The 13,055-nt window shown below is 67.6% G+C and carries 12 protein-coding genes; 6 read left to right on the top strand and 6 right to left on the bottom strand.

All coding sequences use genetic code 11. The features are described from left to right. Position 1: 1 nt before the first annotated feature. The 3 genes from J2X21_RS06330 to J2X21_RS06340 are packed head-to-tail and all read right to left on the bottom strand — an operon-like array spanning position 2 to position 3,163. Positions 2 to 1,030, bottom strand: a complete 1,029-nt coding sequence (locus J2X21_RS06330) for an amidohydrolase family protein (protein WP_310326271.1) — start codon at positions 1,028 to 1,030, stop codon at positions 2 to 4. A 28-nt stretch (positions 1,031 to 1,058) separates the two neighbouring features. Continuing rightward, on the bottom strand, positions 1,059 to 2,432 hold the full coding sequence (locus J2X21_RS06335) for an MFS transporter (protein ID WP_310326274.1): 1,374 nt from the start codon (positions 2,430 to 2,432) through the stop codon (positions 1,059 to 1,061). 32 nt (positions 2,433 to 2,464) lie between these two features. Continuing rightward, positions 2,465 to 3,163: a substrate-binding domain-containing protein gene (locus J2X21_RS06340; protein WP_310326276.1), complete on the bottom strand. Its 699-nt coding sequence runs from the start codon at positions 3,161 to 3,163 to the stop codon at positions 2,465 to 2,467. Between the two features lie 95 nt (positions 3,164 to 3,258). Here J2X21_RS06340 and J2X21_RS06345 point away from each other — a divergent pair, with 95 nt between their 5' ends. Further along, entirely contained in the window at positions 3,259 to 4,170 is a 912-nt protein-coding gene (locus tag J2X21_RS06345) for a LysR family transcriptional regulator (protein WP_310326278.1), read from the top strand. Here J2X21_RS06345 and pobA read toward each other — a convergent pair. Then, the gene (gene pobA / locus J2X21_RS06350) at positions 4,149 to 5,321 is read right to left on the bottom strand and encodes a 4-hydroxybenzoate 3-monooxygenase (RefSeq protein ID WP_310327222.1); all 1,173 of its coding nucleotides are present in this window, start codon (positions 5,319 to 5,321) and stop codon (positions 4,149 to 4,151) included. The two genes, J2X21_RS06345 and pobA, sit on opposite strands and share 22 nt — an antisense overlap. A 106-nt stretch (positions 5,322 to 5,427) precedes the next feature. Here pobA and J2X21_RS06355 point away from each other — a divergent pair, with 106 nt between their 5' ends. Both J2X21_RS06355 and J2X21_RS06360 read left to right on the top strand, forming a co-directional pair. Continuing rightward, positions 5,428 to 6,321 (top strand): helix-turn-helix domain-containing protein, encoded by an 894-nt coding sequence (locus J2X21_RS06355; RefSeq protein WP_310326280.1) that lies wholly within the window; start codon positions 5,428 to 5,430, stop codon positions 6,319 to 6,321. Positions 6,322 to 7,362: 1,041 nt separating this feature from the next. Continuing rightward, positions 7,363 to 7,962 carry a YdeI/OmpD-associated family protein gene (locus J2X21_RS06360; RefSeq protein WP_310326282.1) on the top strand — a complete coding sequence of 200 codons (600 nt, stop codon included), beginning with the start codon at positions 7,363 to 7,365 and terminating at the stop codon, positions 7,960 to 7,962. Here the strand turns inward: J2X21_RS06360 and J2X21_RS06365 are convergent. Both J2X21_RS06365 and J2X21_RS06370 read right to left on the bottom strand, forming a co-directional pair. Continuing rightward, complete coding sequence (locus tag J2X21_RS06365; RefSeq protein ID WP_404666590.1) at positions 7,959 to 8,957, bottom strand: Bug family tripartite tricarboxylate transporter substrate binding protein; 999 nt, start codon at positions 8,955 to 8,957, stop codon at positions 7,959 to 7,961. The genes J2X21_RS06360 and J2X21_RS06365 overlap by 4 nt on opposite strands. 154 nt (positions 8,958 to 9,111) lie before the next feature. Then, entirely contained in the window at positions 9,112 to 10,020 is a 909-nt protein-coding gene (locus J2X21_RS06370) for a LysR family transcriptional regulator (protein WP_310326284.1), read from the bottom strand. Positions 10,021 to 10,168: 148 nt separating this feature from the next. On the opposite strand from J2X21_RS06370, the gene J2X21_RS06375 reads away from it, so the two are divergent. The 3 genes from J2X21_RS06375 to J2X21_RS06385 are packed head-to-tail and all read left to right on the top strand — an operon-like array spanning position 10,169 to position 13,046. Next, the gene (locus tag J2X21_RS06375) at positions 10,169 to 10,678 is read left to right on the top strand and encodes a TRAP transporter small permease (protein WP_310326287.1); all 510 of its coding nucleotides are present in this window, start codon (positions 10,169 to 10,171) and stop codon (positions 10,676 to 10,678) included. Beyond that, positions 10,675 to 11,997: a TRAP transporter large permease gene (locus J2X21_RS06380; protein WP_310326289.1), complete on the top strand. Its 1,323-nt coding sequence runs from the start codon at positions 10,675 to 10,677 to the stop codon at positions 11,995 to 11,997. The genes J2X21_RS06375 and J2X21_RS06380 overlap by 4 nt, the downstream gene beginning before the upstream one ends. A 20-nt stretch (positions 11,998 to 12,017) precedes the next feature. Then, positions 12,018 to 13,046, top strand: coding sequence for a TRAP transporter substrate-binding protein (locus J2X21_RS06385; protein WP_310326291.1), 1,029 nt, complete (start codon positions 12,018 to 12,020; stop codon positions 13,044 to 13,046). The last annotated feature ends 9 nt before the right edge of the window (positions 13,047 to 13,055 follow it).

Here is a 13,055-nt window from a genome sequence, read left to right on the forward strand (position 1 = left end):
GTCACAGGCCTTTCGCTTTCAGTTGCGCATCCAGGCGCGGGAAGACGCGGCGGGCATTGCCTTCGTAGACGAGGTGGCGTTCCTCGTCGGTGAGGTTGGCCGTGGCCTCGACGTAGCGCTTGGTGTCGTCGTAGTGGTGGCCGGTCTGCGGGTCGATGCCGCGCACCGCGCCGATCATCTCGCTGGCGAACAGGATGTTCTTGACCGGGATCACGTCGGTCAGCAGGTTGATGCCCGGCTGGTGGTAGACGCAGGTGTCGAAGAAGATGTTGTTCAGCAGGTGCTCGTCCAGCAGCGGTTTCTTCAGCTCCTGCGCCAAGCCGCGAAAACGCCCCCAGTGGTAGGGCACCGCGCCGCCGCCGTGCGGGATCAGGAATTTCAGCGTCGGAAAGTCCTTGAACAGATCGCCGGTCAGGCACTGCATGAAGGCCGTCGTGTCGGCGTTCAGGTAGTGCGCGCCCGTGGTGTGGAAGCAGGCGTTGCAGCTGGTCGACACGTGGATCATCGCGGGGATGTCGTACTCGACCATCTTCTCGTAGATGGGGTACCAGTGGCGGTCGGTCAGCGGCGGGCTGGTCCAGTGGCCGCCGGACGGATCGGGGTTGAGGTTGATGCCGACGTTGCCGTACTGCTCCACGCACTTGACCAGTTCGGGGATGCAGGTGGCCGGGTCCACGCCGGGCGACTGCGGCAGCATGGCGGCAGGCACGAAGTGGTCGGGGAACAGCTGGGCGACGCGGAAGCACAGCTCGTTGCAGATGGCGGCCCAGGTGGCGGAGGTGTTGAAGTCGCCGATGTGGTGGGCCATGAAGCTGGCGCGCGGGCTGAAGATGGTCAGGTCCGAGCCGCGCTGCTTCATCAGCTTGAGCTGGTTGGTCTCTATGGACTCGCGCAGCTCGTCGTCGCTGATCTTCAGGTCGCTGGCCTTGGGCACCTTCGTCGGATCCTTGAGGCCGGCGATCTGCAGGTCGCGCCAGGCGCCCAGTGCTGCCGGGGCGGTCGTGTAGTGGCCGTGGACGTCGATGATCATGGGTGGGGCTTTCGTCGTGTTTGAGTTGTCAGTGCGCCAGCGCGCTTGAGCGGGCGTCGCGGTCGTCGGTGGCGGTGTCGGCATCGCGCTTGATCCACAGCGCCGCGGCGGCGATCAGGCCCGGCACGGCCAGCACGGCGAACACCGTGGTGATGCCGGCCTGCATGGCGCCCAGTTGCGCCACCAGCAGCGAGCCGGCGATGCCGCCGAAGCGGCCTATGCCCAGCATCCAGGACACGCCGGTGGCGCGCGCATTGGTGGGGTAGAAGCCTGCGGCCAGCGCCGGCAGCGAGGACTGCGCCGTGTTCATCAGCGCGCCGGCCAGGAACACGCCGACGACCAGCCCGCCGACATGGCCCACCAGATGGCCGATGGACCACACGGCCACGGCGGTCAGCGCGAAACCCAAGGCCACGATGCGGTTGGGCTCCACGCGGTCCATCAGCCAGCCGAAGAACACGGCGCCCACGCCGCCCAGCGGGAACAGCGCCGAGATCAGCGTCGCGGTGCGCGGGTCGATGCCGGACTCCTTGAACAGCAGCGGCATCCAGTTGATCAGCGCATAGAAGATCACCAGCCCCATGAAATAGGCCAGCCACAGCATCAGCGTGCCCAGTCGGTAGGGGCGGGCCAGCATCTGCGCCAGGCCACCACGCTCGTTCGTGACGACGCGGGTCTCGCTGAGCGTGAAGCGCTCAATCTGCTGCACCTGCGGGCCGGCGATGCGCGCCAGCGCGGCGCGTATGCGCTCCACCGGCTGGCGCCGCGCCACCATGAAGCGCACCGATTCGGGCAGCAGCAGCACCAGCGCCACGGCCAGCAGCAGCGGCACGACGCCGCCCAGCACCAGCACGCTCTGCCAGCCCCACTGCGGGATCATCCACGCGGCCAGGAAGCCGCCGAAGGCCGCGCCCAGCGGAAAGCCGCAGAACATCAGGTTGGTCAGCATGGAGCGGCGCGACGTGGGGCTGTATTCGCTCATCAGCGTGACGGCGCTGGGCATGGCGGCACCCAGCCCCAGGCCGGTGACGAAGCGCAGCGCGCTGAGCTGGACGATGTCGGTCGCGAAGGCCGAGGCCAGCGTGGCGAGGCCGAACAGGAACACCGTGGCGATCAGCACGCGGCGGCGGCCCAGCCGGTCGGCGATGGGGCCGGATGCCAGCGCACCTGCCGCCAGGCCGAACAGCGCGGCGCTGAGCACCGGCGCCAGCATGGGTTTGCTGACGCCCCATTCGTTGACCAGCGACGGCGCGATGTAGCCGATGGCGGCGGTGTCGAAACCGTCCAGCAGCACGATGAGGAAGCACAGCGCGAACACCACCCATTGCCAGCGGGACAGCGGGTGGTCGTCGATGAGGCGTTGCACATCCGCGCTGCGCGGGGCTGTCGTGGGGTACTGCAAGGGATGTCTCCTGGGGTCTTGTGAGGCGGGGATCAGTGCATGGCGGGCACGGCGCGCATGCCGTGTTGGCGCTTGAGCGTCTCGGTGGCCGGGCTGGCCATGAAGTCCAGCAGCGCCTGGGCCGCGGCTGGTTGCGTGGCATTCGCCAGCACGGCGCCGCTGAAGCGGCTGACGATGTCCAGCTCGGGCGGCATGGCCAGCAGCGTGATGCCGCCCAGGTCCATCAGCTCGCTGAGCTGCTGGAAGCCAATCTCGACATCGCCGCCAGCCACCAGCTGGCCCACCGGCACGCCGGGGCGGGCCTGCACGAGGCGGTCCTTCAGCGTGTCGGCCAGCCCCCAGCGCTCGAACAGCTGCAGCAGCGCCGTGCCGCTGGGGCCGGTGGAGTAGCCGATGCTGCGCGCCTGCAGCAGCGTGGCGCGCAGTGCGGCCTCGCTGGAGACGTCAGGCGGCGTGCTGCCGGACCGCACGGCGATGGCCACACTGGAATCGGCAATGGCGCGCATGCTGCCGGGCTGCAACCGGCCCGTGGCCAGCAGCTTGGCGATGGCGTCGCTGGCCAGCACGACGACGTCGAAGCGCTCGCCGTCCTGCACGCGGCGCGCGGCGTCCACGCCGCCGACGGATTGCAGGTGCACGCCCGGTGCGCCGGTCTGCGTGTGGGCCTGAGCCAGGGCCGCCAGCAGATGCCGCGTGGCCATGGAGGAGATCAGCGTGAGGACGGAACTCATGGAGCGCGATTCTTCGCAGTGCAGCTCTATCAGGCTAGGTCTGGCTGCGGCTAGCAGCTATAGCGGGTCGGCATGGCATCTGCCAAGATGCGCGCATGACGCTGAACCAGATCGAGTACTTCATCCAGGTGGCTGAGCACGGCAGCTTCAGCAAGGCCGCGCTGGTGCTGGGCGTGGCCCAGCCGGCGCTGAGCCGGCAGGTGAGGGCGCTGGAGATCGAGCTGCACGAGACGCTGTTCCTGCGCAACGGCCGCGGCGTGGAGCTGACCGAGGCCGGGCGCCGGCTGCTGGAGCATGGCCAGGGCATCCTGCACCTGGTGACGCAGGCGCGCGAAGACCTCAGCGCGCACCGCAACGAGCCGGTGGGCCAGGTCGTCGTGGCCATGCCGCCCACGCAGGCGCGGCTGCTGACGCTGCCGTTGATCAAGGGTTTCGCCACGAGTTGTCCGCGCGCGCGGCTGGTCATCACCGAGGGCTTCTCCACGCACCTGACCGAGTGGCTGGTGTCCGGCCGGGCCGACCTGGCGCTGGTCTACAACCCCGAGCCGATGCCGGCGCTGGAGATCCTGCCGCTGCGCGAGGAGAAGTTGCAGCTGCTGAGCCCGGTCAAGGATGCGCCGCGCGGGCCGGTGACGCTGGAGCAGCTGTCGCGCTATCCGCTGGTCATGCCGCAACGCGGCCAGGTGTTCCGCAAGCGTATGGAGGAGGCGGCCGCGATGGCCGGCGTGCAGCTGCGCGTGGACTGGGAGGTGTCCAGCGTGCCGGCCATCCTGGACCTGGTGGCCGCGGGCCTTGGGCATGCGGCGCTGGGCGAGGACGCGCTGCGTGCGTTCGAGCACCCGGAGCGCCTGGCCGTCACGCCGTTCAAGGGTGTGGATGTGCGGACCACGCTGTGCCTCGTCACGCCGGCGCTGAAGCGCTCGACGCCGCTGACGCAGCGCACCGCGGCGTTGCTGATGAAGCTGGTGCGTGAGCCCCAGGCTCGTCACCAGGGCAGCCCGACGTAGTTCTCGGCCATCGACGCCATCGCGCTGTCGGAGCTGACGAGGTACTCCAGCTCCGCGCGGTGCAGCTTGGCGTCGATCTCCGGCTCGTGCGGCAGGTTGTGCATCAGGCTGGTGAACCACCACGAGAAGCGCTCGGCCTTCCAGATGCGTGACAGGCAGCGCGCCGAGTAGTGCTCAATGCCCGCCTGGCTGCGCTCGCGGTAGTGCTCGATGAAGGCCTGCGACAGGTAGTGCACGTCGGACGCCGCCAGGTTCAGGCCCTTGGCACCGGTGGGCGGCACGATGTGGGCGGCGTCGCCGGCCAGGAACAGGCGGCCGAAACGCATGGGCTCGGCGACGAAGCTGCGCAGCGGCGCGATGCTCTTCTCCAGCGACGGGCCCGTCACCAGCGCGGCAGCGGCGGCCGGGTCCAGACGCGAGCGCAGCTCATCCCAAAAGCGCTCGTCACTCCAGTCGCCGGCCTGCTCGGTCAGCGGCACCTGCAGGTAATAGCGGCTGCGCGTGGCGGAGCGCATGCTGCACAGCGTGAAGCCGCGTTCGTGGCGGCCGTAGATCAGCTCCTGCGACACGGGCGGCGTGTCGCTGAGCAGGCCCAGCCAGCCGAACGGGTAGACCTTCTCGTGCGTGCGTATCGCGTCCGCCGGCACGCTGGCGCGGCTGACGCCGTGGTAGCCGTCGCAGCCGGCGATGTAGTCGCAGTGGATCTCCAGCCGTTCGCCGTCCACCGTGCAGCGCGCGCCGGGCTGGTCGCCGTCAATGCCAAACAGCTCCACATCGGAGGCCGAGTACAGCGTGGGCGCGCCTACTGCTGCGCGGGCTTCCATCAGATCGCGCGTGACCTCGGTCTGACCGTACACCATGACCGACTTGCCGCCGGTCAGCCGGCTCAGGTCGATGTGGTGGCGCCGGCCGTCGAACATCAGCTCGAAGCCATGGTGCACCAGCCCCTCGGCATGCATGCGCGCGCCCACGCCGGCGCGGTCCAGCAGGTCAACCGTGGTCTGCTCCAGCACACCGGCGCGGATGCGACCCAGCACGTAGTCGCCGGTCTGGCGCTCCAGGATCAGGTTGTCGACGCCGGCACGCTGCAGCAGCTGGCCCAGCAGCAGCCCGGAGGGGCCGGCGCCGATGATGAGCACCTGCGTTCTCAGTGCCTTCATGTCTCGTCCTTGGAGTTCTGCGATGGACGACAGCGTAGGCCGGGCAGGGCTTGGACGGAATGCACGGACACGGCCAGGAATTGCACAATTCGGGCCTATGAAGGACAAGCCCGAACGCGCCCGACCGCCGCTCTACGAGCTCTATGGAGAGCTGGGAAAGGACGCGGCGCTGGACGGGCTGCACGTGGAGTCCATCTCCGACCGTAGCCGCTTGCACAATTGGGAAATCGACCTGCACCGGCACGGCGGCCTGATGCAGCTGCTGCTGATCGAACGCGGCCGCGCCATCGTGCGCATCGACAGCGACGAGCTGACGCTGCCTGCGCCGGCCTTGGTGTGGGTGCCGCCGTTGACCGTGCACGGCTTTCGCTTCCTGCCCGACACCGCCGGCCATGTCGTCACGCTGGAGCGCGACTGGCTGCATGAGCTGCTGAGCCCGCGGGGCGGTGGCTGGGCTGAACTGGAGCACCCGCGCGCATTGCAGCTGGCCCGACGAGGCCAGGCCTTCAAGGCCTTGCAGCCGCTGGTGGCCGGCTTGGGGCTGGAATACCGCGGCACGCAACGCTGGCGCGCACAGGCGCTGGAGGGCGCGATGCTGCAGCTGGCCAGCTGGGTGGCGCGCCAGCCGGCGCTGGCGCAGGCGCCGGTGGCCAGCGGCGCCGACGGGCGCTCGGCTCAGCACCTGGCCCGCTACCGGGAGCAGGTGGAGAAGCATTTCCGCAGCCAGCCTGAGCTGGGCGTGCTGGTCGAGCCGCTGGGCATCACGCCGGCGCAGATGAACCGCATCTGCCGCGCCCAGCTGCGCTGCTCGGCGCTGGACCTGCTGCACCAGCGGCTGCTGCTTGAGGCCAAGCGCGAGCTGGGCTACACGACGCTTCAGGTGCGCCAGATCTCCGATGCGTTGGGCTTCTCCGACCCGGCGTACTTCACGCGCTTCTTCCGGCGGCTGGCGGGGCGGTCGCCGAGGGAGTGGCGGGAGGGGAGGGTCTAGCTGGCTTGGCGGTTGGTTTGAGGGGCGAGCGGCGCTTTGGCTGGCAACTGTCGATCCAGGGCGGACTTTCCATCGGGCTAGCCTTGCTCTTTGACGGATGGGCTAAGCAGCTCTGCGCGAGATTGCTTCAAGGAGCCTTTCTCCTTCGGTTTGCCGAGAGTGGCTTTTGAGCCATCCGGCGATCTCTGACTTTCGAACTGGCGGTGCGTACCCGACGCTGCAACCGCAGCCCTTGAATGAAAAGCCGTGCTCGTACAGCGCTTGAATGATGCTCCACGCTTCTACATCGCGCTTCGGAGGGGGCCGCAAGTCCAGCCCCATTGCTGCCATCTCCCCGCGGCACTGAGGGCAAACGGAAACATCGGCGAGGTACCGATCCTGAAGTTGTTCGTAGGAAATTCCAACCCTGGCTTCAACTTCACGCCGGCGCGGCGCGGAGTGAAAGACGGCCAAGATCTTCTCGTATGCCGCCGACAGCCCGGCATGCTGAAGGTAGTCCTCGATAGGGGTCTTCTTGAATGCCTTCCGGCAGGAGAGGCAAGCGAAGTGCGACTTGTAGGTGACGGTTGCGTAGCGACACATGTAGACGACTAACGTTGAAGTTGCGCGGCCGCCACGCAGCGCGCAGGTAGAAAACGCTGCTTTCCGGTGATCCGCGCGAAATGCGGGTTATGCAGCATGACGTTTCCCGCCAAGAAGCTCCGCTCGGCCAGACGTACCTAGGCAGTGACGACAAGGCATTTCTTGCGCTTTAACTATTGGTTTATTCAGCACCACCTGCTGCAGAACTTCGGCGGCCGCTGCTTAACCAAGGCCGTGAGACTCGCGGCAAGCCCTTTTCCGGCATGGGGGTCTCGCCCTGAGGGTGGGCGTAGGGTGGCATTTAATTGATGTGGAAAGCGGCATGGGTCGGCGCACTTTGCCAGCCGCTGGAACGCGGCGCAACGGTGGACACTTTTCCACGGCGACCTGGAGGCTGATTTCCGTCAGCCGCAGCGCCCTGCATGTGAAAGACTCCGGCTCCGCCTGATCGGAGATCCCATGCCCCCCGTCGTCGTCAACCCCGCCCACGTGCACGAGTTCCCCACGGAGCAGAGCTTCTACGACTGGCTGGCCGTGCACCACGACAAGGAGGACGAGGTCTGGATCAAGGTTCACAAGGTGGACTCGGGCCTGCCGTCCATCACGCCCAAGCAGGCGGTGGACGTGGTGCTGTGCTGGGGCTGGATCGACGCCATCCGCAAGAGCCTGGATGCGCAGAGCTTTCTGCAGCGCTATACGCCGCGCCGCAAGACCAGCATCTGGAGCCAGATCAACGTGGACAACGTTGCGCGCCTCATCGCGGCCGGCCGCATGACGCCGCATGGGCTGCGCGAGGTGGAGGCCGCCAAGGCCGATGGTCGCTGGGACCGGGCCTACTCCAGCGGCAAGGGCATGAAGATCCCCGACGACCTGCAGGCCGCCATCGATGCGGCGCCCAAGGCGAAGAAGATGCTGGCCACGCTGACCGAGCAGAACCGCTTCGCGCTGGCCTTTCGCGTGCACAACATCAAGACGCCGGCCGCTCGCCAGCGCAAGATCGAGGCCTTCGTGGAGATGCTCAAGCGTGGCGAGACCATCCACCCTCAGAAGAAGAGCTAGTCGAGGGCGACCTTCGCCCGCTTGATGACGTCCGCGTACTTGGCCGACTCCGACGCGATGAAGGCGTTGAACTGTTCGCGCGTCGTGGGGAAGGGCTCGTAGCCCAGGGCGGCGTAGCGCTCCTTGATGTCGGGCTCGGCCAGCGCGGCGGCAATGTCCTGGTTGATCTTGTCGGCCACGGCCTTGGGCAGGCCCTTGGGCGCGGCAACCGTGGTCCAGCCGGTCACCTCGTAGCCGGCCGGGCCCTTGGATTCGGCCACCGTCGGCAGATCCGGGAAGGCCGGGTGGCGCTGCGGCGCCGTCACGGCGATGAAGCGCAGCTTGCCCGCGCGCTGCAGCGGGCCGGCCGTGGCGAGTGACGCCAGCGCCCAGCGCAGCTCGCCGCTGGCGACGCCCGCGTACAGCAGCGAGGTTTCCTTGTAGACCACATGCTGCATCTGCGTGCCGCTCATCGCCTCCAGCAGCGCCGAGCCCAGGTGCACAGGGTTGCCGACTGACCAGGAACCGTAGTTCAGATCGCCCGGATGGCCCTTGGCGTCCGAAATGATGTCGCCCACCGTCTTGTAGGGGCTGTTGGCCCCGACGGCGACGAAGAAGTAGGTGCGGAACAGCGGCGCCACCGGCTCGAAGTCCTTCGCCAGGTCGTACGGCAGCTTCTTGAACAGGTGTGGGTAGGCGACGAGGTGGACGTTGTCCAGCTGGATCAGGTCGGTGCCGTCCTGCGCGCCGCGCTTGAACGCGTCGATGGCGATGAAGCCGTTGGCGCCCGGCTTGTTCTCGACGATGACGGGCTTGCCCCAGCGGCGTTGCAGCTTCTCGGCCAGCACGCGCAGCACGGTCTCGGGGCCGGAGCCGGCGGGGAAGGGCGTCAGGATGCGCACCGGCTTGGTCGGGAAGTCGGTGGCTTGCGCCTGGCCGGCGAGGCCCGTCAATGCCAGCAGCATCGCCAGGCCGCCCAGCACGCCGCGTCGCGGCACTCTTGTCTCCAGCCTCATCGTCGTCTCCATTCGTTGTGTGAATCGCTCTTGGGCGTTTGCAGCCCCGGCCGGGTAGGCCTGAAGCTGGGCGGATTCTTCGGAAGCCGCCCTCGTCCAACAAGTTCTGGGTGACGCTAGCTGATATTCGGCGCCGGCATGGCGAGCCGATGTCTCAGCCGGCGTCGGCCTTGGTCAGATGATGCGCCGCGCGGTGCAGGTGGGCGAGGAAGTGGCGCACGCTGGGCTTGATGGCCGTGTCGGCGCGGGCCAGCGCCACCAGCGTCAGCTTCAGCGGGCCTTCCTCCACGGGCACGATGTCCAGGTATTGGCGGGCGAACGGGTGCTGCGCGATCTGGCGTGGCTGCAGTCCCACGTAGTTGCCACTGGCGATCAGCGACAGCAGGCCCAGCGTCGAGTTCACCAGCGCGCCGGCGGGCGGCGGCTTCATGCCATGGCTCTCGTACAGGATCTTGGCGTAGCCGGACTCGGCTGTCGCGCCGGTGTAGACCCAGGGCAGCTCGGCCAGGTCGGCGAGCCGGCGCGCGCGCGCGGCGGGGTTGCCCTTGCGCACGATGATGACCATGTCGATGGGCATCAGCGTCTCCACGGCGAACTCGCCGGCGGGCAGGTGCTCGGGCAGCGGGCCCAAGGCGATGTCGACCTCGCCCTTGCGCAGCCGCGTCAATTGCTCGATGTAAAGCTCTTCGAAGATGCGCAACTGGATCTGCGGGAACTCGCGGCCGAAGGTGCGCAGCGTTTCGGGCACCAGCAGCATCACGGCCAGCGGCACCGCGCCGATCGCGAGCGACCCGGTCATGCGGCCGCCCAACTGCTGGATCTGGTCCACGGCCTGCGTCAGTTCGCGGTCGGCTGCCAGCGCTCTTTCATAGAGAACCATGCCCTGCGCCGTGGCCAGCACGCCGGTCGTGGAGCGCAACAGCAGCGTGGTCGCCAACTCGCGTTCCAGCTCGCGCAGCATCTTGGTCAGCGCCGGCTGCGACACCCCCAGTTGCCGCGCCGCTGCGCGAAGACTGCCCTGTTCGATGGCCGCGACCAGTGCGCGCAGATGGGTCAGCTTCATGAACTCATGATAACCATCGGTTATCGCGACCGGCTGCGCAGCATCTTCTGGCGCCCCGACCCGATTCCTAGACTCGCGCCCCATCTTGACCTGGATCAAGACATCGGGAATCGCGCCGCCAACGCAGCGGCTGTTTGAGGAGACTTCGTTGGATTCACAGAACCTCGGCGCGCAGCCGTCCATGCGCCGACTGGAATGGCTTTGCGATGCGAGCGCCGCACTGGGCGCGCTGGTGCTCAGCGCGGTGGCGCTGATGACCACCGTCAGCGTCATCGGCCGCGCCTTCTTCGCCCACCCCATCCTGGGTGACGTGGAACTTGTGCAGCTGGGCGGCGCCATCGTCGTGGCCAGCTTCCTGCCCTACACGCAGTTCCGCCGCGCCAACATCATCGTGGACTTCTTCACCACGGGCGCGCGCGCCTCCACGCAGCGGCTGATGGATGCGTTCGGCACGCTGCTCTACACGGCGGTCGTCGCGCTGATCACCTGGCGTGTTGCGGCCGGCGGCCTGTCCATGCATGCGTCGCAGGAGCGCTCCATGCTGATGGACCTGCCGCTGTGGATTCCCTATCTGCTGATGCTGCCGGGGCTGACGCTGTGCGTCGTCATCGGTGCGGTGCAGACCGTGCAGCAGCTGCGTGCGGAGGTGCCGGCATGAGCACCATGTCCATTGGCCTGTCGATGTTCGGCGCCATGCTGGTGCTGATGGCCGTGCGCGTGCCCATCGCGATCGCGATGTTCGTGCCCGGTGCTCTCGGCTACATCTTCCTGTCCGGCTTCGACCCGCTGCTGGCTCATCTGAAGGGCGCCGTCTACGGCCGCGTGTCGGTCTACGACCTGTCCGTCATCCCGCTCTTCATGCTGATGGGCGCGGTGGCGGTGCAGGGCGGCCTGTCCAAAGCGCTGTTCGACTTCGCCAACGCGCTGCTGGGGCGCTTTCGCGGCGGCATGGCCATGGCCGGCGTGCTGGCCTGCGCGGCCTTCGGCTCCATTTCGGGCTCCACGGTCGCGACCACCGCCACCATCGCGCAGGTCGCCTATCCGCAGATGCGCCGCATCGGCTACTCGGGCCGGCTGTCCACCGCGGCGCTGGCCACCGGCGGCACGATGGGCGTGCTGCTGCCGCCGTCGGTCACGCTGATGGTCTACGCCATCCTGACCGAGCAGAACATCACCAAGGTGTTCCTGGCCGCCTATGTGCCGGCGCTGATCGCGGCCGTGGGCTACATCATCGCCATCGCGGTGATGGTGCGGCTGAACCCGCAGGACGCGCCGCCGGCCCAGGCCGCCACGCGTGCCGAGGTGGTCACCGCCGGCCTCAAGGTCTGGCCCATCGTCACCATCTTCGCCGTCGTGTTCGGCGGCATCTACGGCGGCCTGTTCACGGCCACCGAGGGCGCGGCCATCGGCAATGTGCTGACCTGCGCGATCACGCTGATCCGCCGCGAGATGGACCGCGCGAAGTTCGTTGCCGCCGTGCGCACCACCGCGCAGACCAGCGGCATGATCTTCCTGATCTTCATCGGTGCCGACATGATCAACGCGGCGCTGGCCCTGTCGCAGCTGCCCGCGCAGCTGGCCGACGTGGTGAGCCACCTGCAGATCTCGCCGCTGATGGTGATGGCCGGCGTGATGCTGTTCTACGTGGTGCTGGGCTGCGTGATGGACGAGATGAGCATGATCCTGCTCACCGTGCCCACGCTGTTCCCCGTCATCATGGGCATGGACTTCTTCGGTCTGGGCCCGGCGGACAAGGCGCTGTGGTTCGGTATCTTGATCCTGACGGTGTGCGAGATCGGCATGATCTTCCCGCCCGTGGGACTCAACGTCTACATCATGAACGGCCTGGCGCGTGACGTGCCCATGGTCGAAACCTACAAGGGCGTCGTGCCCTTCCTGATCACCGACGGCATGCGACTGGCGCTGCTGATCGCGTTCCCCGCCACGGCCCTTTGGCTCGTGCACCTGCTCACCTAGAAGCTCACACAGGAGACCCCATGAAACTCAACTTCCTGGCCGCCATCGGCCTGGTTGCAGCCGCTGCATTGCCCGCCCAGGCCCAAGACGTCACGACGCTGAAGGTGCACTTCTTCCTGCCGCCCACGTCGTTCGCCAACACGCTGTTCATCCAGCCCTGGTGCGACAAGGTCGCCAAGGAGTCCAACCAGAAGCTGAAGTGCCAGCTCTACCCGTCCATGCAGCTGGGCGGCACGCCACCGCAGCTCTACGACCAGGTCCGCGACGGCGTGGCCGACATCGTCTGGACGCTGCCGGGCTACACCGCCGGCCGCTTCCCCAGCATCGAGGCCTTCGAGCTGCCGTTCATGATGCAAAGCCCCGAGGCCACCAGCAAGGCGCTGTGGGACTTCGTGCAGCTGCACGGCCAGAACGAGTTCAAGGATGTGAAGCCGCTGGCCTTCCATGTGCATGGCGACGGCGTGTTCCACATGTCCGGCAAGCCCGTGAAGAGCATGGCCGACCTGCGCGGCCTGAAGCTGCGCGCGCCCACCCGCCAGACCAACAAGTTCATCGCGATGTTGGGCGCGACGCCGGTCAGCATGCCGGTGCCGCAGGTTGGCGATGCGCTGTCCAAGGGCGTCATCGACGGCGCCGTCGTGCCCTACGAAGTGGTGCCCGCCGTCAAGCTGCAGGAGCTGGCCAAATTCCACTCCGAGACCGACCCCAAGGAAGCCGCCTTCTACACGGCCACCTTCATCTTCGCGATGAACAAGGCCAAGTACGACTCGCTGCCGGCCGACCTGAAGAAGGTCATCGACGCCAACAGCGGCCAGGCGCTGTCGGGCCAGATCGGCAAGGCCTTCCTGCAGGCCGACGTGGAGGGCAAGAAGCTGGTCTCGCCGGCCTCCGTCAACGTGATCCCCGCCAGCGAGCTGGCCACGTGGAAGCAGCTGGGCAACAAGCTGGCCGCCGACTGGGTCAAGGACATGGACGCCAAGGGCTTGCAAGGCAGCAAGTTGCTGGACGACGCCAAGGCGCTGATCGCCAAGCACGCCGCGGCGCGCTGATCCGTTTTC

It is taken from the genome of Roseateles asaccharophilus, from assembly GCF_031458115.1.
Lineage (GTDB): Bacteria > Pseudomonadota > Gammaproteobacteria > Burkholderiales > Burkholderiaceae_C > Pelomonas > Pelomonas asaccharophilus_A.